This is a genomic window from Streptomyces sp. NPDC048671 (assembly GCF_055587045.1).
Genome location: NZ_JBVJHB010000015.1, coordinates 64,736 through 81,526 on the forward strand (window position 1 = coordinate 64,736; position 16,791 = coordinate 81,526).

Annotated in this window: 17 protein-coding genes; 6 read left to right on the top strand and 11 right to left on the bottom strand. The window is 71.2% G+C overall.

The genetic code is table 11. The annotated features are described in order from the left end of the window. The first annotated feature begins 15 nt into the window (after positions 1 to 15). Together ACZ6S6_RS28385 and lnt are read left to right on the top strand one after the other, a co-directional pair. Positions 16 to 537 carry a nuclear transport factor 2 family protein gene (locus ACZ6S6_RS28385; protein WP_469707395.1) on the top strand — a complete coding sequence of 174 codons (522 nt, stop codon included), beginning with the start codon at positions 16 to 18 and terminating at the stop codon, positions 535 to 537. A 123-nt stretch (positions 538 to 660) separates the two neighbouring features. Then, positions 661 to 2,331 (top strand): apolipoprotein N-acyltransferase, encoded by a 1,671-nt coding sequence (gene lnt / locus ACZ6S6_RS28390; RefSeq protein ID WP_469707397.1) that lies wholly within the window; start codon positions 661 to 663, stop codon positions 2,329 to 2,331. 35 nt (positions 2,332 to 2,366) lie between these two features. Here the strand turns inward: lnt and ACZ6S6_RS28395 are convergent, their stop codons facing one another. The 3 genes from ACZ6S6_RS28395 to ACZ6S6_RS28405 all read right to left on the bottom strand — a co-directional run bounded on the left by ACZ6S6_RS28395 (position 2,367) and on the right by ACZ6S6_RS28405 (position 5,037). Further along, complete coding sequence (locus tag ACZ6S6_RS28395) at positions 2,367 to 2,726, bottom strand: hypothetical protein (protein ID WP_469707399.1); 360 nt, start codon at positions 2,724 to 2,726, stop codon at positions 2,367 to 2,369. A 144-nt stretch (positions 2,727 to 2,870) separates the two neighbouring features. After that, on the bottom strand, positions 2,871 to 3,770 hold the full coding sequence (locus ACZ6S6_RS28400; RefSeq protein ID WP_469707401.1) for a Gfo/Idh/MocA family protein: 900 nt from the start codon (positions 3,768 to 3,770) through the stop codon (positions 2,871 to 2,873). Positions 3,771 to 3,789: 19 nt separating this feature from the next. Beyond that, positions 3,790 to 5,037 (bottom strand): FAD-dependent monooxygenase, encoded by a 1,248-nt coding sequence (locus tag ACZ6S6_RS28405; RefSeq protein ID WP_469707403.1) that lies wholly within the window; start codon positions 5,035 to 5,037, stop codon positions 3,790 to 3,792. 103 nt (positions 5,038 to 5,140) lie between these two features. Here ACZ6S6_RS28405 and ACZ6S6_RS28410 point away from each other — a divergent pair, with 103 nt between their 5' ends. Both ACZ6S6_RS28410 and ACZ6S6_RS28415 read left to right on the top strand, forming a co-directional pair. After that, the gene (locus ACZ6S6_RS28410) at positions 5,141 to 5,773 is read left to right on the top strand and encodes a TetR/AcrR family transcriptional regulator (protein ID WP_469707406.1); all 633 of its coding nucleotides are present in this window, start codon (positions 5,141 to 5,143) and stop codon (positions 5,771 to 5,773) included. Positions 5,774 to 5,902: 129 nt separating this feature from the next. Continuing rightward, the gene (locus tag ACZ6S6_RS28415; RefSeq protein WP_469707410.1) at positions 5,903 to 6,343 is read left to right on the top strand and encodes a hypothetical protein; all 441 of its coding nucleotides are present in this window, start codon (positions 5,903 to 5,905) and stop codon (positions 6,341 to 6,343) included. Between the two features lie 48 nt (positions 6,344 to 6,391). Here the strand turns inward: ACZ6S6_RS28415 and ACZ6S6_RS28420 are convergent, their stop codons facing one another. The 7 genes from ACZ6S6_RS28420 to ACZ6S6_RS28450 form a co-directional block, all read right to left on the bottom strand. Further along, entirely contained in the window at positions 6,392 to 6,877 is a 486-nt protein-coding gene (locus ACZ6S6_RS28420) for a hypothetical protein (protein WP_469707414.1), read from the bottom strand. A 130-nt stretch (positions 6,878 to 7,007) separates the two neighbouring features. Then, entirely contained in the window at positions 7,008 to 7,691 is a 684-nt protein-coding gene (locus ACZ6S6_RS28425) for a uracil-DNA glycosylase (RefSeq protein WP_469707416.1), read from the bottom strand. A gap of 97 nt (positions 7,692 to 7,788) precedes the next feature. Next, positions 7,789 to 9,369 (bottom strand): ABC transporter substrate-binding protein, encoded by a 1,581-nt coding sequence (locus ACZ6S6_RS28430; protein ID WP_362960963.1) that lies wholly within the window; start codon positions 9,367 to 9,369, stop codon positions 7,789 to 7,791. A 117-nt stretch (positions 9,370 to 9,486) separates the two neighbouring features. Next, positions 9,487 to 10,242, bottom strand: coding sequence for an SDR family oxidoreductase (locus ACZ6S6_RS28435; protein WP_469707419.1), 756 nt, complete (start codon positions 10,240 to 10,242; stop codon positions 9,487 to 9,489). A 20-nt stretch (positions 10,243 to 10,262) separates the two neighbouring features. Continuing rightward, on the bottom strand, positions 10,263 to 11,024 hold the full coding sequence (gene fabG / locus ACZ6S6_RS28440) for a 3-oxoacyl-ACP reductase FabG (RefSeq protein WP_362960969.1): 762 nt from the start codon (positions 11,022 to 11,024) through the stop codon (positions 10,263 to 10,265). 184 nt (positions 11,025 to 11,208) lie between these two features. Then, positions 11,209 to 11,592, bottom strand: coding sequence for a DUF3037 domain-containing protein (locus tag ACZ6S6_RS28445; protein ID WP_362960971.1), 384 nt, complete (start codon positions 11,590 to 11,592; stop codon positions 11,209 to 11,211). Continuing rightward, on the bottom strand, positions 11,589 to 12,440 hold the full coding sequence (locus tag ACZ6S6_RS28450; RefSeq protein WP_469707422.1) for a HipA family kinase: 852 nt from the start codon (positions 12,438 to 12,440) through the stop codon (positions 11,589 to 11,591). The genes ACZ6S6_RS28445 and ACZ6S6_RS28450 overlap by 4 nt, the downstream gene beginning before the upstream one ends. 908 nt (positions 12,441 to 13,348) lie before the next feature. On the opposite strand from ACZ6S6_RS28450, the gene ACZ6S6_RS28455 reads away from it, so the two are divergent. After that, positions 13,349 to 14,854 carry an aldehyde dehydrogenase family protein gene (locus ACZ6S6_RS28455; protein ID WP_469707424.1) on the top strand — a complete coding sequence of 502 codons (1,506 nt, stop codon included), beginning with the start codon at positions 13,349 to 13,351 and terminating at the stop codon, positions 14,852 to 14,854. Positions 14,855 to 14,910: 56 nt separating this feature from the next. Here ACZ6S6_RS28455 and ACZ6S6_RS28460 read toward each other — a convergent pair whose 3' ends face one another. Next, positions 14,911 to 15,546, bottom strand: a complete 636-nt coding sequence (locus tag ACZ6S6_RS28460) for a TetR/AcrR family transcriptional regulator (RefSeq protein WP_469707425.1) — start codon at positions 15,544 to 15,546, stop codon at positions 14,911 to 14,913. Positions 15,547 to 15,635: 89 nt separating this feature from the next. On the opposite strand from ACZ6S6_RS28460, the gene ACZ6S6_RS28465 reads away from it, so the two are divergent. After that, positions 15,636 to 16,775 carry an acyl-CoA dehydrogenase family protein gene (locus tag ACZ6S6_RS28465; protein ID WP_469707577.1) on the top strand — a complete coding sequence of 380 codons (1,140 nt, stop codon included), beginning with the start codon at positions 15,636 to 15,638 and terminating at the stop codon, positions 16,773 to 16,775. Positions 16,776 to 16,791 lie beyond the last annotated feature (16 nt).

Here is a 16,791-nt window from a genome sequence, read left to right on the forward strand (position 1 = left end):
GCACAGACTGACCCGATGACGCAGCGTGTGGATCTCTCGACCGTGATGGACCGGATCTCCATCGATGCAGTGATCACCGGCTACGCGGTGGCGGTGGACGACGGCGAATGGGCCGACTACCAAGCACTGTTCACCTCGGACGGCCGCGCCGACTACCGCACCGCGGGCGGCATCGAAGGGCCCGCCTCCGAGGTCGCGCAATGGCTCTCGCAGACCATGCTGCTCTTTCCCGTGAGGCAGCATCTGATCGTCAACCGCCGCCTCGACCTCCAGGATCTCGGCGGCTATCCGGGCGACGGCGCCCAGGTGCAGGCCGACTACATGAACCCGATGCGGCTCGGGAACGACGCCGAACGCGGCGAGCGCGCCGGGGACGCCGGGGACGCCGGGGAGGAAGCACGTCCGGCCGCGCCGAACTTCGTGTCCGGCGGGCGGTACGCCTTCGACCTGGTCCGCACGGACAGCGGCTGGCGGATCCGGAGTGTGACCGTCCACGAGAAGTGGCGGAGCATGACGGGCGCCCTCGCCGCCGGCTGATCCGCCCCGGTCCGCTTCCGCTGCCCCACACTGGGGCAGAACTGGGGAACGGGTCCCGCCGGACAGGCCCTGAGGGCCCGGCGATGCGGGCAGGACGATGCGGGCAGGACAAGGAGGCGCGGCATGTGGACCGGGGCCGGGCAGCGGCGCGGGTGGGGCGAACGGATACTCGGCTCCGTCCTGTGGCGTGGCGTCGTCGCGCTCCTCGCCGGTGCGCTGCCGGCGCTCGCGTTCCCCGCGCCTTCACTGTGGTGGTTCGCCTATGTCGCCCTGGTCCCCCTGCTGCTCCTGATCCGGTCCGCCGGTACGGGCCGCCGGGCGGCGCTCGACGGGTGGCTCGGCGGTACCGGTTACATGCTGGCCGTGCACCACTGGCTGATGCCGAGTCTCCATGTGTTCATCGTGGTGCTGGCGGCCCTGCTCGGTCTGCTGTGGGCCCCGTGGGGGCTGCTGGTCTCCCGCCTGCTGGGCGGGCGGCTGTCCGCCGCCGCGGTGGCGGCGGCCGTGATCGTGGTCCCGTGCGGCTGGCTGATGATCGAACTGGCCCGCTCCTGGGAGGCGCTGGGCGGCCCCTGGGGGCTGCTGGGCGCGAGCCAGTGGCAGGTGACACCCGCGCTCCGGCTGGCTTCGGTGGGCGGGGTCTGGCTGGTGAGTCTGCTGGTGGTGGCCGTGAACACCGCGCTCACCGCGCTGCTGGTGGCCTCGGCCGCCCGCACGGCGGCCGTCGTCTCGCTCGTGGCGGGCGCCGTGGCGGTGGGCACGGTGTGGATCTGGGCGCCGCAGCCGGAGCGTTCGGGGGTGGCGCGGATCGCCGTCGTGCAGCCCGGTGTCATCGAGGGGCCCGGCAGTGTGCAGCGCCGTTTCGCCCGCAGTGAGGAGCTGACGCGCTCGCTGGCGGGCCGGGATCTCGACCTGGTCGTGTGGGGCGAGAGCAGCGTCGCGGTGGATCCGGTCCGGCGGCCCGATGTCGCGGCCCGCATCGCGGCGCTGTCGCGGCTGGTGGGCGCGGACGTGCTGGTGAACGTGGACGCCAGACAGACCGACGCGTCGGGCCGGACCGGAATCTTCAAGAGCGCCGTGCTGGTGGGTCCGCACGGGCTCACCGGGGACCGTTACGACAAGATGCGGCTGGTTCCCTTCGGCGAGTACGTCCCGGCCCGTTCGGCACTCGGCTGGGCCACCTCGATGGGCAGGGCGGCGGGCGAGGACCGGCTGCGCGGCACACGGCAGGTGACGATGACGCTGCCCGGCGCGAACGGGCTGCGCATCGGCCCGCTGGTCTGTTTCGAGTCCGCGTTTCCCGACATGAGCCGGCGGCTGACCCGGGACGGTGCGCAGCTACTGGTCGCCCAGTCCTCCACCTCGTCCTTCCAGCACGGCTGGGCACCCGCCCAGCACGCCTCGCTCGGGGCTCTGCGCGCCGCCGAGAACGGCCGCCCGATGGTGCACGCCACGCTGACGGGTGTCAGTGCGGTGTACGGCCCGCAGGGTGAGCGGATCGGTGCCCCGCTCGGTACGGACACGAGTGGGGCCGCGGTGTTCGGCGTCCCCATGGCCGGCGGCACCACGCTGTATGTCCGGCTGGGTGACTGGCCGTTGTACGGCGCACTGGCCGTACTGGCCGCCTTCTGCGCCTTCCGCGCCTTCGATGGGGTACGGTCCGTGCGCGGCAGGCCCGGCAGTCCCGTACCGGTGGGTGCGCTCACCTCGGGCGTCGCGGACGGCGGGGCGGCATCCGTGCAGGCCGCCCGCCCGGCGGCGGAGTCCCGGCCGGAGTCCGCGCAGTGTGACTGACGAGTGACGCGCGTCGGCTCATGGGTGGCGCGCGGTCAGAACGTGTTCCGGCCCGGACCGTTCACGGAGACGATGTCGCCCATGGCGTCGACGGTGAGCGCGATCCGTTCGACCTTGTTGGTCACGCCCAGCACCAGCCACACCACGCCCCACAGGAAACAGCTGAAGACCGTCAGGACGGCGTGCAGCACATGGTTCAGGGGACGGCCCCGGACCATGACGACCTGGGTCTCGGAGCGGGTCTCGACGCGCCAGCCTCTCGCGATCCGCTGGCTGACTGCCCAGTCGAGGATCAGGGCGCGCCGCATCGCGTCGGGCGGCCGGCCGTCCGCCGAGTAGTAGCCGGGCGGGGGCTGGAGCGCGCTCCAGCCCTGGGGCTCGTGGCGGGGTTTCACGAGGTCACCTCCACGGGCCGGCGGTCCATCTCCTCAGCCTGCATCGGCCCCGGTCCCCACGCATCCGGAGGACCGGCGGCCGGGATCGTGGGCCCGCCCGCCCGGCCCGGACGGGCGGCCCCACGAGCGGGCCCGCGCAAGGCCCTACGCGCAGTCGAGGTCCCGCAGGATGCGCTCGCACAGCTCGTGCGTCTCCAGGGCGTCCCGGGCACTCAGCGGCTTTCCGGCCCGCACGGCGTCCAGGAACGACAGCACACTCTGCTCGATGCCGCGCTGGCGGGCCACCGGCACCCAGTCGCCGCGCCGCCGTACGCTCGGCTGGCCCTTGTGGTCGATCACCTCGGCGAGGTTGACGACCTCGCGCTTGGAGTCCTGGCCGGAGACCTCCAGCCGTTCCTCGGTCGAGCCGCTGAGCCGGTTCATCGCACCGATGGCGGTGAAGCCGTCGCCGGAGAGCTGGAGCACGACGTGGTGCATCAGGCCGTCGCGGATCCTGGCCCGTACGACGGTGTGGTCGACCGGCCCGGGTACCAGGAAGCGCAGGGTGTCGACGACGTGGATGAAGTCGTCGAGGACCATGGTCCTCGGCTCCTCCGGCAGCCCGACGCGGTTCTTCTGCATGAGGATCAGCTCGCGCGGGTGCTCGGCGCACTGGGCGTAGCCGGGCGCCACCCGGCGGTTGAAGCCGACGGCGAGACCGACACCGCGTGCCTCGGCCAGCTCCACCAGTCGCTCGGAATCCGCGAATCCGTACGCGAGCGGCTTGTCGACGTAGGTGGGGACGCCCGCCTCGATCAGCCGGGCGGTGATCTCCGGATGCACGGCCGTCGGCGCGTGCACGAACGCCGCGTCCAGCCCCTGGGCGAGCAGCGATTCGAGGTCGGTGTGGCACTGCGCGGCCGGGATCCGGTGGGCCTCCGCGACGGCGGCCAGGGTGGCGGGGGTGCGGGTCTGCAGATGCAGTTCGACCCCCGGCAGGGTGGTGAGCACCGGCAGATACGCCTTCTGCGCGATGTCGCCGAGCCCGATGCAGCCGACCTTCACAGGGTCTCCTTCTCGCTGTTCAACGCCGTGCGTCGCGGTTCTCGTCCGTGGTGGTCCACCGCGGTTGTACCGGCGCGTCCTTGGTCCCGGCAGCATACGTGGGCTGCGGAGGGCGCCAGTCGGCGATGCCGTCGAAGGTGCGCAGGACGAGGCCCGGTCCGAGCCGGGAGACCGTGGACATGATGAAGTCGCGCACCGCGACGGACACCGGCCCGGACAGGCACATCAGCCGTGAGACCTGTGCCGCCTTGCGGACGACGGAGGTGGTCCGGGGCAGCCGGCCGGCGGTGTACGCGGCGAGGCCCGCACCCAGGTCCGCGCCCGGTGCCACGTGGTGGGCGAGCACGATCGCGTCCTCGATGGCCTGGTTGCCACCCTGGCCCAGCGTGGGAGCCATGGCGTGGGCGGCGTCCCCGACGAGCACCGCGCGGCCCCGGTGGAAGGCGGGCAGCGGATCGGTCATCTGGTACACGTCGTTACGGAGGACACCTCCGGGTCCGGCGGCGGCGATGATCCCGGGGATCGGCCGGTGCCAGTCGCCGAACCGGCGCAGCAGTTCCGCGCGCTCGTCGTCGGCGGCCCGCGCACCCGCCGGGGCGACGGCGGCCCCGTACGCGTAGATCCGGCCGTCCTTGAGCGGCTGGGTGCCCCAGAGCGCGCCACGGCCCCAGGTCTCGTGCGGGGCGAAGGGCTCGGCGGGCGCGGGGACCAGGACGCGCCAGGTGGTGAAGCCCGCGTACGACGGGCCGGGGTGGTCCGGGAAGAGCACGCCCCGTACGGCCGAGTGGATGCCGTCGGCGCCGATCACGAGTTCGGCCTCCATGTCCTCGTCCGGGGTGCCGATCACGGCTGGCCGGCCGCCCGCGGTACCCGGGTCCACCAGGCGGGCCGGGCAGCCGGTGCGGATGGCGGAGCCGGGGAGCGCGGCGGCGACGCGGTCGATGAGGGTGGCCCGGTGCAGCAGGACGAGCGGGCCGCCGAACCGTTCGGCCGCGGCGGTGCTGTCGGTCCTGGCGAGCCAGCGGCCGTCCGGTGAGCGCATGCCGCCCTCGCCCTGCCAGGCGGCCAGGGACCTGATCTCGTCGCCGAGCCCGATGACGTCCAGGGCGCGCTGGGCGTTGGGAGCGAGGCTGATTCCTGCGCCGACGGGCTCCAGCGAATCGGCCCGCTCCAGCACGGTGACCTGCCAGCCGGACCGGTGCAGGGCCACCGCCGCGGTGAGACCGCCGATGCCGCTGCCGATGACGACCGCACGGGGCGCGTCCATGGCTCCTCCTCGTTCCCGGCTTTCGAAGTTCCCGGCCTTCGAAACTACACCTGTAGTGAGAGTCACGATACTACAGCTGTAGTTTCGACGGTAGGTTGGGCCCATGGCGACACGCACCACCGGCTCCGCCCGGGGCGAACGGATCACCGACGCGGCACTCGCCCTGCTGGCCGAGCGCGGCATGCGGGGGCTGACCCACCGAGCGGTGGACGAACGGGCAGGTCTCCCCCAGGGCTCGACGTCCAACTACGCCCGCACCCGGCAGTCCCTGCTGGAGGCGACGGTGCGCCGGCTGGCGGAGCGCGAGTCCCGGGTACTGGCGCCCGGCGAGCTCCCCGCGCCGACCGCATCGGCCGCCCCGCCCGGACCCTCCGATCCGTCCACTCCTCCCGGCCAGGACGCGCTGATCGCGGGTCTCGCGCTGGCCCTGCACCGCTATCTGACCGACCACCCCGAGCTGCTCATCTGCCGGTACGAACTCGCTCTGGAGGCCACGCGCCGCCCCGAGCTGCGGGCCCTCTTCGACGCGACGGGCCGCCAGTTCCGCGAACCCCTGGTGGCACTGCTGACGGCGGCCGGATCGTCCGAGCCCGAACGGCACACGCTGTCGCTGGTGGCCTGGTGCGAGGGGCTGATGTTCTCCTGCGCGGCAGGCTCCTACAGCCGCTCCGTGCCGTCCGAGGCGGAGCTGCGCACCGGCTTCGGCGAGCTGCTGCGCGGAATGCTCGGGCACTGACGCACAGGGACCGCACTGCCTCCGCGAAGCCGCGACACGCGGGGCGCCGCGCTGACCGGGTCACTCATGCGGACCAATCCGAGCGTTCCGGCCCACTCAATGGCCGGTCCGCACAGCAGAGTTGATCAGGTGCATCGAACCAGAACCACCGTAAAGCTCCTGGTCGCCGTGGCGGTCACGGCCCTGTCCGGGTGTGTGTCCGTACAGCCGCGGCCGAGCGCCCCGCCCGCTCCGGCTGCCGACCGGCCCGCCCAGGACCTGTCCCCGCAGATCGGCCGGCCCCCGGTCCGCGACATCCTGGAAGCCGTACCGGACCCGAAGCCGTCCCCCGCCACCACCGGCCGGGCGTCCGCCGCCCCTCCGGCCGCGCGCCGCGCCGTGCCCAGCGCCCCGCAGCCACGGCACGTTCCCGGCCCGGCGCACCCGCGGCCGCGCCGGGCCGTGCCCGCCGTACCCGTACTGCCGGCGCCGGTCGCCGGGACGGATGTCTGCGCGCTCGGGCGGGGATACGGGCACTGGCCGGCCGGCAGTCCGCAGTCGCGGATCTGCGACCGCACCTACGGGCACTGACCGGGCCGGCCGGCGGGAGGCCGGCCGGGCCCGCCTCCCCCGCCCCCCTCACAGCTCTCGCAGCCGCCGCTCCAGCCGCCCGATGGCCGCCCGGACCCCGCCCCCGTAGCCGTCGTCGGCGCCGTCGTCCGCGAGGACGCCGGAGGCGTCCCGGGCCCGGTCCAGGTGGATCCGGGCCGCCGACGGACGCCGGAGCTTCACGTAGTCCGCCGCGAGGTTGAGGTGGAGCGACGGGTAGAAGGCCCGCACCGCGAGCGCGTCGCGGTCCTCCGCGACGCGCTCGTCGGTCAGCGCCTGGGCGGCGGCCAGCGCCCGCAGGTCCCAGGCCAGCTCGTCACCGGGATCGTCCTGGGTGTCAGCCATGTAGTGCGCGAGGGTGCACCGGTGCAGGGCGTCACCGTCCGCACCGATCTCCGCCCAGAGGAGGCCGAAGCGATTGCGGGCCTCCTCGCGGTCACCGCCGTGCAGCAGCATGATGGCCTGGCCGATCCTGGTCATGACGACGTCCCGCGACGCCTCCTGCTGCTCCGTCACTGCGGTCTCCCTCGCGCCCGTCCGTCTGCGCCCGGCCGAATCCATGGGGTTCCGGACGGTTCCGGATGGTTCCGGCCGGTCCGACGCTAACCGCAGCGACGCACAATCGCACTCAGGCTCCGGCGCGCCATCAGCCCAGGTCGGGGATGCGCCAGTCGATGGGCTGGTGCCCCTGGGCCGCGACCGCCTCGTTGATCCGGGTGAACGGGCGGGACCCGAAGAACTTCTTGGCCGAGAGCGGCGAGGGGTGCGCCCCCTTCACCACCACATGCCGCTCCTCGTCGATCAGCGGCAGCTTCTTCTGCGCGTAGTTGCCCCAGAGCACGAAGACCGCCGGGTCGGGCCGGGACGCGACCGCGCGGATCACCGCGTCCGTGACCTTCTCCCAGCCCTTGCCCTTGTGCGAGTTGGCCTCGCCCGCGCGCACCGTCAGCACGGCGTTGAGGAGCAGCACGCCCTGCTCGGCCCACGGCATCAGATACCCGTTGTCCGGGACCGGCAGGCCGAGCTCCTCCTTCATCTCCTTGTAGATGTTCCGCAGGGAGGGCGGGGTCCTCACGCCGGGCCGCACGGAGAAGCACAGGCCGTGCCCCTGGCCCTCGCCGTGGTACGGGTCCTGCCCCAGGACCAGGACCTTCACCTTGTCGTAGGGGGTCGCGTCGAGCGCGGCGAACACCTGCCCCCGAGGCGGGTAGACCGGTCCCGCGGCCCGCTCCTCCTCGACGAACTCGGTGAGCTCCTTGAAGTACGGCCTCTGCAGCTCTTCGCCGAGTACGCCGCGCCAGGACTCGGGCAGCTGGTCGGTGTCGGTCACGTCAACAACCTCCGGTAAACAATCGGTTCTTGATCCCAGAACCTACCGGCGCGCACTGACAACGGAGCCGGGAGCCTCCCCGGAGGCCCTCGGCGGGCTACCAGCTGGCCTTGCGGTACAGCTCCCACATCTGCATGACCGTCTGCGGGTCGAGGGCGCGCTCGCCGCCGCCGATGTCCTCACCCGCGGCCACGTACAGCTTGCCCTGCCACAACGGCAGCAGCCGGACGTCGTCGACCAGGATCTTCTGGGCCCGCTCGAACTGCTGGCTGACCGCGCCCCGGTTGCTCTCCTTGCGGGTCTGGGGCAGCACCTCCTTGGTGATCTCGTCCTTCATGTACGGCACGCCCGTGACGCTGTCCTTGCCCAGGAAGGGGGCGATGAAGTTGTCCGGGTCCGGGAAGTCCGGGAACCAGCCCCGGCCGAAGACGGGGTACTCGCCCTTGGTGAAGCCCTCCTGGAACTTCTTCCAGGGCTGGCTCTTCAGAGTGATCTTGAAGAGCCCGGAGGACTCCAGCTGGCGCTTGAGCTCGTCGAACTCGGGGGCCGTCGAGGAGCCGTAGCGGTCAGTGGTGAACCAGAAGGTCATCGCGACGGGCTCGGTGATCCCGGCGTCCCTGAGGATCTTCCGGGCCTTCTTCCGGTCCGGGTCGCCGAAGGTGTCGAAGAAGCTGGTCGTGTGCCCCGCGATGCCCTTGGGCACCATGGAGTAGAGCGGCTCCGCTGTGCCCCGGTAGACCTTGGCCACCAGTGCGTCCCGGTCCACCAGCTGGGCGATCGCCCGCCGCACGGCCGGTTTCCCGGCGGCCGGGTCCTCGGGGTTGAAGACCAGGAAACGGATGTCGGCGCCGACCGTCTCGACGAGCTGGAGATCGCTCTTCTTGTCCTCGTTGTCCTCCAGGCTGACGACCTCCTCGGCGGACAGCCCGCGGTAGGTGGCGTCGATCTCGTTCTTCTTGAGCGCCGTCACCATGGCGCCGGACTGCTTGAAGTACCGGATGGTCACGGCGTCGTTCTTGCGGTCGGCGAAACCCTTGTAGTCGGGGTTCTTTACCAGCTCGGAGCGGTCGCCCGGCTTGTACGCGTCCAGCAGGTACGGTCCGGAGCCGGTGACCTTGCCGTCGTCGCGGATCTTGTGCGCCGAGTAGTCGCTCGGCGCGACCAGCGACATGGCGGGCGTGGCCAGCACGAACGGGAAGGTGGCGTCCGGCTTGGTCAGATGGAAGATGACCTCGTAGTCGCCCTTGGTCTCCACCCGGTCGAGCGAGCCGAGCATGCCGTTGGGTCCGCTCTTGAACGCGATCGTCCTGATGCGGTCTATGGAGTACTTCACGGCCTCGGCGTCGAGCTTGTCGCCGTTGGAGAACTTCAGACCCTCGCGGAGCGTGCAGCGGTAGGCGGTGCTGGTGGTGTCGGTGAACTTGCAGTGGTCCGCGGCATCGGGCTCGGGGCTCGTGCTTCCGGTGGGGAAGCTGACCAGAGTCTGGAACACATTGCGCATCAGCTCCCAGGAACCGTCCCACGCCGCCGCCGGGTCGAGGGTGGAGGGCTCGCTGGTCGTCCCGACAGCCAGCTTCTGTTCCACCTCCGAACCGCTGCCGGGCAACAGACCGCAGCCGGCCAGCAGAGACAGGGAAGCAAGGGCTGCAGCAGCCTGCAGACTGGCCCGGTAGAACACGTGCACGCTCCTCGATCAGCCATGGGTCGGCAGACCATACCGCAGCGCCCCGTCGGGTCAATCCGTAGGCCCGACGGGGCACTTGATCAATCAGGGCCAAACCGGCTCAGGGTGTTCTCAGCCCACGCCCGCGTTCAGGAAAATCCCGCCGTCGACCACCAGGGTCTGTCCGGTGATCCAATCGGCCTGGCTCGACGTGAGGAAGGCCGCGGCGCCCCCGATGTCCTCGGGAACACCGAGCCGTCCGAGCGGGTAGGACGCGGCCGCCTCCGCCTCGCGGCCCTCGTACAGCGCCTGGGCGAACCTGGTCTTCACGACCGCGGGGGCGATCGAGTTGACCCGCACGACCGGCGCGAACTCGTGCGCCAGCTGAAGGGTCAGATTGATCATCGCGGCCTTGCTCATGCCGTACGCGCCGATGAAGGGCGAGGCGGAGACGCCCGCGACGGAGGCGATGTTGACGATCGCCCCGCCGTTCTCCTTCTGCCAGGCCTTCCAGGTCTGCTGCGCGAAGCCGAGCGCCGAGACCACGTTCGTCTCGAAGACCTTGCGGGCGACGTTGAGGTCGAGTTCGGCGATCGGGCCGAAGACCGGGTTCGTACCGGCGTTGTTGACCAGGAAGTCGACCCGGCCGAACGCCTCCATCGTGCGCTCGACGGCCACGGCCTGGTGCGCCTCGTCGTGCGCCTTGCCCGCCACGCCGATGACGCGGTCGGAGCCGAGCGCCTCGACGGCCGCCTTCAGCGCGTCCTCGCCGCGTCCGGTGATGCACACCCGGTCGCCGCGGGCGACGAGCGCCTCGGCGATGCCGTAGCCGATACCCCGGCTCGCGCCGGTGATCAGCGCGACCTTCCCGCTGTCCTGCACTGTCATGATGTCCGCAGCCCTTCGGGTCAGTTGAGCGGTCCGCCGGCGACGTACATGACCTGGCCGGAGACGAAGCCCGCGTCGTCGCCCGCGAAGAAGGCGATGGCGTTGGCGATGTCCTCGGGGAAGCCGACGCGCTGCACCGGGATCTGGGTGGCGGCCGCGGCCTGGAACTCCTCGAAGCCCATGCCGACCCGGGCCGCGGTCTGCGCGGTCATCTCCGTGACGATGAAGCCGGGGGCGACGGCGTTGGCGGTGATGCCGAACTTGCCGAGCTCCTTGGCGAGGGTCTTGGTGAAGCCCTGCAGACCCGCCTTGACCGCGGCGTAGTTGGCCTGGCCCCGGTTGCCCAGGGCGGAGGAGGAGGACAGCGAGACGATACGGCCGAACTTCTGGTCCACCATGTGCTTCTGAACGGCCTTGGCCATCAGGAACGCGCCCTTGAGGTGCACGTTCATCACCAAGTCCCAGTCGGACTCGCTCATCTTGAAGAGCAGGTTGTCACGGAGTACGCCCGCGTTGTTGACGAGGATCGTCGGGGCGCCGAGCTCGGCGGCCACCCGTGCGACGGCAGCTTCCACCTGGGTGCTGTCCGACACGTCACAGGCGACGGCGAGGGCCCTGCCCCCGGCGGCGGTGATCTTCTCGACGGTGTCCTTGCAGGCCGCCTCGTCCAGGTCGAGTACGGCGACGGCGCGGCCCTCGGCCGCCAGGCGTACCGCGGTGGCGGCACCGATACCCCGTGCCGCTCCCGTCACGATGGCTACGCGCTGCTCGGTGGTGGACATGCTTGGTTCTCCTCGCCCTTGGATCGCGGCTCAGCGGACGTCAGGCACATTCCGTGCGAAATGGTTCCCGATAACTGAGCAACCGCTTAGTACCTTCAGCAGTCGAGACGCTAGAAGGCCTGGCACCCGGTGTCAACGGCCCACGGAGGCAGCGGCGCATGTCACAGCTCCGTGCGGCTGGGAATCAGCGCACCAGCAGGTCGAACAGCCGCTCCACCTCGGCGGCGGGGTCGGTGGTCAGACCGCTGTGCACGGGGCTCGGCTGGATGACGGTCGAGCGCGGGGCGATCAGCCAGCGGAAGCGCCGACCTGCATCGTCACCCATGGCCTGGCCCGCGTCCGCACCGCCGCGGCAGATACCCTCGACGCCGCGCAGCGCGGCGCGTACCCCGGTCACGTCCGCGGCGGGGTCCAGCACCTTGAGCTTCCCCTCGTCGAGTTCGGTGCGGGCGCCGACGAATCCCTTCGGGCGGCAGTAGACCACCACGCCGGCATTGAAGAACTCACCGCGCTCGACCCGCGGCACCACACGCAGCAGGGCGTACTCGAAGACAACGCGTTCACTCATGCCCGGCCACTCTCGTCGCTGTTCTCGGGGTCATTCCGTGGGGCGAGGCGCTCGGCGAGCCAGCCCGGGGCCCGGGACGGCTTGTCGGCGGTGGGCGCGTCCAGGGTGATCCGCTCGTGGATGGTGGCCGCTCGCGGCAGCAGCGCCTCCACATAGGCGCGCCGGAGCTGACCGGTCGAGTCGAACCCGGGCTCGTCCACCAGCCACTCGTCGGGCACATCGGCCGTGACCTCGGTGAGCAGTTCCTCGGTGACCAGCGGGGCGAGTTCGGCGGCGGCCGCGGCGACATCGGGGGCGAAGGGGGCCAGCGCGTGGTCCGAGGCGTTGTAGGGCTTGGCCACGGAGGCCTGGGCCCCCGGCCAGTTGTGGTGCCAGATCATGGTGGCGCCGTGGTCGATGAGCCAGAGGTCACCGTGCCAGATCAGCATGTTCGGATTGCGCCAGGACCGGTCGACGTTGTTGATCAGCGCGTCGAACCAGACGACGCGTCCGGCCTCGCGCGGATCGACCTGGTAGGCGAGCGCGTCGAACCCGAGGGAACCGGGGAGGAAGTCCATCCCGAGGTTGAGGCCACCGCTGGACTTCAGGAGCTCCTGCACCTCCTGGTCGGGCTCGGCGAGACCGATGACCGGGTCCAGCTGCATCTGCGCGAGGTCCGGGACGCGCAGCCCGAGCCGTCGGCCGAGCTGCCCGCAGATCACCTCCGCGACCAGCGTCTTGCGCCCCTGACCGGCACCGGTGAATTTCATGACGTATGTGCCGAGGTCGTCGGCCTCGACGATCCCGGGTAGCGATCCGCCCTCCCGGAGGGGCGTGACATAGCGGGTCGCTACGACTTCTGCCAACACTTTCCCAGGCCACCAATCTCTTCAGCCTTGCAATTCACGGACGATCTCTCCGGGGGTAGAGGCAGGGATCACCGGTCAACGACGCTGGGGAGAATCTGGGGAGTTTCGGCTGGCGAGCCGGTCTCCTCGCTCCCAAGCAGACTGTCGATGGTGCCGCGCCCCCTGCTGCCAGCTTCCGGCATGAAGTGAGCATAGTAACCGAGGGTGATCGCCGGCGACGAGTGTCCGAACCAGGGTCACGACGGACTCTCCGGCTTCCAACATGATCGAGGCGTAGGTATGCCGAAGCACGTGGAAACCGTCCTTCGGTGAGCAGCGGGGAGAACATCTTCCCCCTCCCCCTTCGGTTTCCCCCACGGCAGCTCCACCTCCACCGGCGGCCCCAAGCACGCCGGCGACCTTGTACCGCTTGCCCTTGCCGTAGCGAGCGGTCTTCTCCCGGTGACCGGATCCTTCTTCTTTTTGAGCCAACGATCCTCGATACAGCCGGCCAACTTGGTTGCGCGAGTCCCACACCGCACTGAGGCAGCTCACCGAGGCCGCGGGCCGCCCCGCTCCCCGGATCGCGTTCTACGAACAGTTCTCGTCGTACGCACGGGTCGTCGAGCTCTCGGGGACGGACCTGGGCGGGGAGGCGGACCGGCGGCGGACGTGGGAATCGCTCGGGGAACTGGCGGGCCGAGTGGGGTCGGGGACGGCCGCAAGGAGGGGCCGGGGCGCGTTCGGCGCCTCCGTTACGTCCGGAGTATTGACGCCTGATGAAACAAGTCAATAGTTTCAGTATCTTCGACTCATCGGGGCGCTCCCCCATGAGATCCAGAACAGTCGGCACCACTACGACCCGTGTCGGAGAGGGCCTCCGTTCCGGCGCCGTCGTCCGCCCCTCGCGTTCCCCGTCAGGAGACCCGATGACCGACACCTCCACACCGGCCGCATCACCCGCCGCGACCTTCACCACGCGCTCCCCCGCGACCGGCGAGCCGATCGCCGAGCACCCGGTGAACGGACCGGACGAGGTCTCCGGCGCCGTGGCGCGAGCCCGGTCCGTTCAGACCGGATGGGCGGCGCTGCCCGCGTCGCGGCGCCGTGACCACCTGCTGCACTGGAAGAAGGCCATCGCCACCGACCTGGACGCGGTGGCCCGCACCATCTCCGAGGAGACCGGCAAGCCGGCCGGTGACGCCGCGCTGGAGGTCGTCCTCACGCTGGAGCACCTGGCCTGGGCCGCCCGCAAGGCCGGCCCCGTACTGCGCAGGCGGAAGGTTCGCACCGGGCTCTTCACCGTCCACCAGCGGGCCTCGCTGGTGCACCGGCCGCTGGGCGTGATCGGCGTGATCGGCCCCTGGAACTACCCCCTGTACACCCCGATGGGCTCGATCGGCTACGCCCTGGCGGCAGGAAACGCCGTGGTTTTCAAACCGTCCGAACTGACCCCGGGCACCGGGGTCCTGCTGGCCGAGCTCTTCGACGCCGCCGTGCCCCAGCACGCCGGGCTGCTCACCACCGTCACCGGCGCCGCGCCCACCGGGGACGCCCTGGCCCGGTCCGGGGTCGACAAGCTGGCGTTCACCGGTTCGCCGGGGACGGCCCGCAAGGTGATGGCGGTGTGCGCCGAGACGCTGACGCCGTTCCTCGCCGAGTGCGGTGGGAAGGACGCGGTGATCGTCACCGCGGACGCCGACCTGGACGCGGCCGCCGACGCGATCGTGTGGGGCGCACTGAGCAACGCGGGGCAGACCTGCGCGGGGGTGGAGCGCGTCTACGCGGTGCGCGAGATCCACGAGGCACTGTGTCAACGCGTCGTCGAGCGGGCCGAGGCACTGCGGCCGGGCGAAGGGGCGGACGCCGCCTACGGCCCGATGACGCTGCCGGGCCAGCTCGCGATCGTCGAGCGGCATGTGACCGGCGCGGTCTCTGCGGGCGCCCGAGCCCTGCTGGGCGGGCCCGAGTCGGTTCGCGCTCCGTACGTCGCGCCGGTCGTGCTGACCGGTGTTCCGGAGGACGCGGCGGCGATGACGGAGGAGACGTTCGGGCCGGTCGTGGCGATCAACGCGGTGGCCGACGTGGACGAGGCGGTGGAGCGGGCGAACGCCTCGCGATATGCCCTGGGGGCCGCGGTGTTCAGCCGCACGGGGCGCGCGGGTGCGGCGATCGCGGCGCGGCTGCGTGCGGGGGCGGTGTCGGTGAACTCGGTGCTGGGCTTCGCCGCGGTGCCGGCGCTGCCGTTCGGTGGTTCGCAGGACTCCGGCTTCGGGCGGCTCCACGGCGAGGAGGGGCTGCGTTCCTTCACCTCCGTGCAGTCGACCACGGTGCAGCGGTTCACCCCGCCGATCGCGCTGACCTCCTTCGATGTTCCGGCCGCCACACGGGAGCGCGCGGTACGGCTGGCCCGGACACTGCACCGGCGCCGCTGAACGGCCGGGCCGCGGCCCGCGCCGCCCTGCCCCGTCCGCCCGAGCGGTCAGGGCGGTCAGGCGGTCAGCAGCGGGGCCAGGTAGCGGCGGGCGAAGGCCCGGGCCTGGTCCTCGTCGTCCATCTCGATGCAGCTGGCGGGGTTGAGCAGGAACGAGACGGCGACGCGCACCATGAGCTCGGCGACCGGCTGCGGGTCCTCGTCGGGACGGCCCTCCGCCTGCTGGGCGCGGCGCAGATGGCCCGTCAGGTAGGTGACGGTGGCGGAGAGCGAGAAGCCGCCCTGCACGGTCAGATAAGGCAGCACGACCTCGGGTTCGAGACGCAGCAGGCCGCCGAAGAGCGGATGGACCCGGGTGTGGCGCAGGGCGACCACGAAGCCCTCGACGACCCGCTCCTCCATGGTCGGCAGCGCCATCACCGCCGCGTCCAGCCGCTGGAAGAACCGGCTGAGTTCGCGCAACAGGGTGGCCTCGACCAGCTTGTCCTTGGTCTGGAAGCGTCGGAAGACAGTGACCCGGGAGACTCCGGCGCGCTTGGCGACATCGTCCACGGAGGAGCGGCGCAGGCCCAGGAGGGTGAACTGCTCCAGTGCGGCGTCGAGGATACGCAGCGCCGTACGGTCCTCCGTCTCCGTCTCCGGCTCCGCGATGGTCCGGGCGGCAGCCCCCGAGTCGTTCGTGTCAGTTCTCATGGCGCTCACGATACCGGCGCACCCCTCCCGGAGAGACGATGAAACGCTTATCATAAATCCGTAACATGATTCGAACCCCGGAGGACCTGATGGGCAGTCGCCTCACAGAAGAGCAGGCCGATTTCGTCGCGGCCGTCCGAGATTTCGCCAAGCGGGAGTGCGGCACCCGGGAGCAGCGTGACGCGCTGACCTCGGGTGGCCGCGAAGCCCACAACCCCGAGCTGTACGGCAGGCTCGCCGACCTGGGCTGGCTCGGGGTGTGCCTGCCCGAGGAGTACGGAGGCTCCGGCGGCGGACTGGCCGACTCCTGTCTCTTCCTGGAGGAGACCTCCTACGGGATGGTCCCGGCCGGAGGTTTCATCACCACCGTCATCGCCGCGAAGGCGTACGAGAGGTTCGGCACCGGGCAGCAGCGCCTGGAGGTGCTGCCCGCCGCCGTGGGCGGTGAGGTGCTGGCCATCGCCATGTCGGAGCCGGGGGCCGGGTCGGATGTCGGCGCGCTGCGCTGCCAGGCCCGGCAGGAGGCGGACGGCACGTGGGTGATCGACGGTCAGAAGACCTGGATCTCCAACGCGCACTGCGCGAAGCACATCCTGCTGGTGGCCCGCACCGGCGAGGACAAGCACGGCGGTCTGACCATGTTCCATCTTCCCGCCGGCACCGCGGGCGTGGAGGTGCGGCGCATCGACACCATGGGCGGCCGGGAGGTCAACGACGTCTTCCTCACCGGCGTGCGGCTCCCCGCGGACGCGGTCGTCGGCCAGGTCAACAACGGCTGGCGGCAGTTGATGGCGGGGCTGAACTACGAGCGGCTCTTCCTGGCCGCGAACATGCTGGGTCTGGCGCGCCGCGCCTTCGACGACGCGGTCACCTACGTCCGCGAACGCGAGCAGTTCGGCCGGCCAGTCGGCTCCTTCCAGGCGCTGCGGCACCGGATCGCCGACCTCGCCACCGAGATCGAGTGCACCCGGCTGCTGGTGCGCGAGGTGGCCCTGGACTGCGACGCGCAGCCGGACAAGTTGTTCCCGCGCGAGGCGTCGATGGCCAAGCTGAAGGCGACCGAACTCGCCAAGCGAGCCGCCCTGGAGGGCATGCAGATGATGGGCGGCTACGGCTACACCAAGGAGTTCGACATGGAGCGCCACCTGCGGGCCGCTGTGGTCTCCACGGTCTACGGCGGGACCAGCGAGATCCAGCGGGACGTCATCGGCAAGACCTACGGCCTCTGAGAGGTCCGGACGCGAG

Excerpts from the sequence above, each read along its gene's own strand:
- ACZ6S6_RS28385 (WP_469707395.1), top strand. The coding sequence starts at position 16 with ATGACGCAGCGTGTGGATCTCTCGACCGTGATGGACCGGATCTCCATC.
- lnt (WP_469707397.1), top strand. The coding sequence starts at position 661 with ATGTGGACCGGGGCCGGGCAGCGGCGCGGGTGGGGCGAACGGATACTC.
- ACZ6S6_RS28405 (WP_469707403.1), bottom strand. The coding sequence starts at position 5,037 with ATGGACGCGCCCCGTGCGGTCGTCATCGGCAGCGGCATCGGCGGTCTC.
- ACZ6S6_RS28410 (WP_469707406.1), top strand. The coding sequence starts at position 5,141 with ATGGCGACACGCACCACCGGCTCCGCCCGGGGCGAACGGATCACCGAC.
- ACZ6S6_RS28435 (WP_469707419.1), bottom strand. The coding sequence starts at position 10,242 with ATGACAGTGCAGGACAGCGGGAAGGTCGCGCTGATCACCGGCGCGAGC.
- fabG (WP_362960969.1), bottom strand. The coding sequence starts at position 11,024 with ATGTCCACCACCGAGCAGCGCGTAGCCATCGTGACGGGAGCGGCACGG.
- ACZ6S6_RS28445 (WP_362960971.1), bottom strand. The coding sequence starts at position 11,592 with ATGAGTGAACGCGTTGTCTTCGAGTACGCCCTGCTGCGTGTGGTGCCG.
- ACZ6S6_RS28455 (WP_469707424.1), top strand. The coding sequence starts at position 13,349 with ATGACCGACACCTCCACACCGGCCGCATCACCCGCCGCGACCTTCACC.
- ACZ6S6_RS28460 (WP_469707425.1), bottom strand. The coding sequence starts at position 15,546 with ATGAGAACTGACACGAACGACTCGGGGGCTGCCGCCCGGACCATCGCG.
- ACZ6S6_RS28465 (WP_469707577.1), top strand. The coding sequence starts at position 15,636 with ATGGGCAGTCGCCTCACAGAAGAGCAGGCCGATTTCGTCGCGGCCGTC.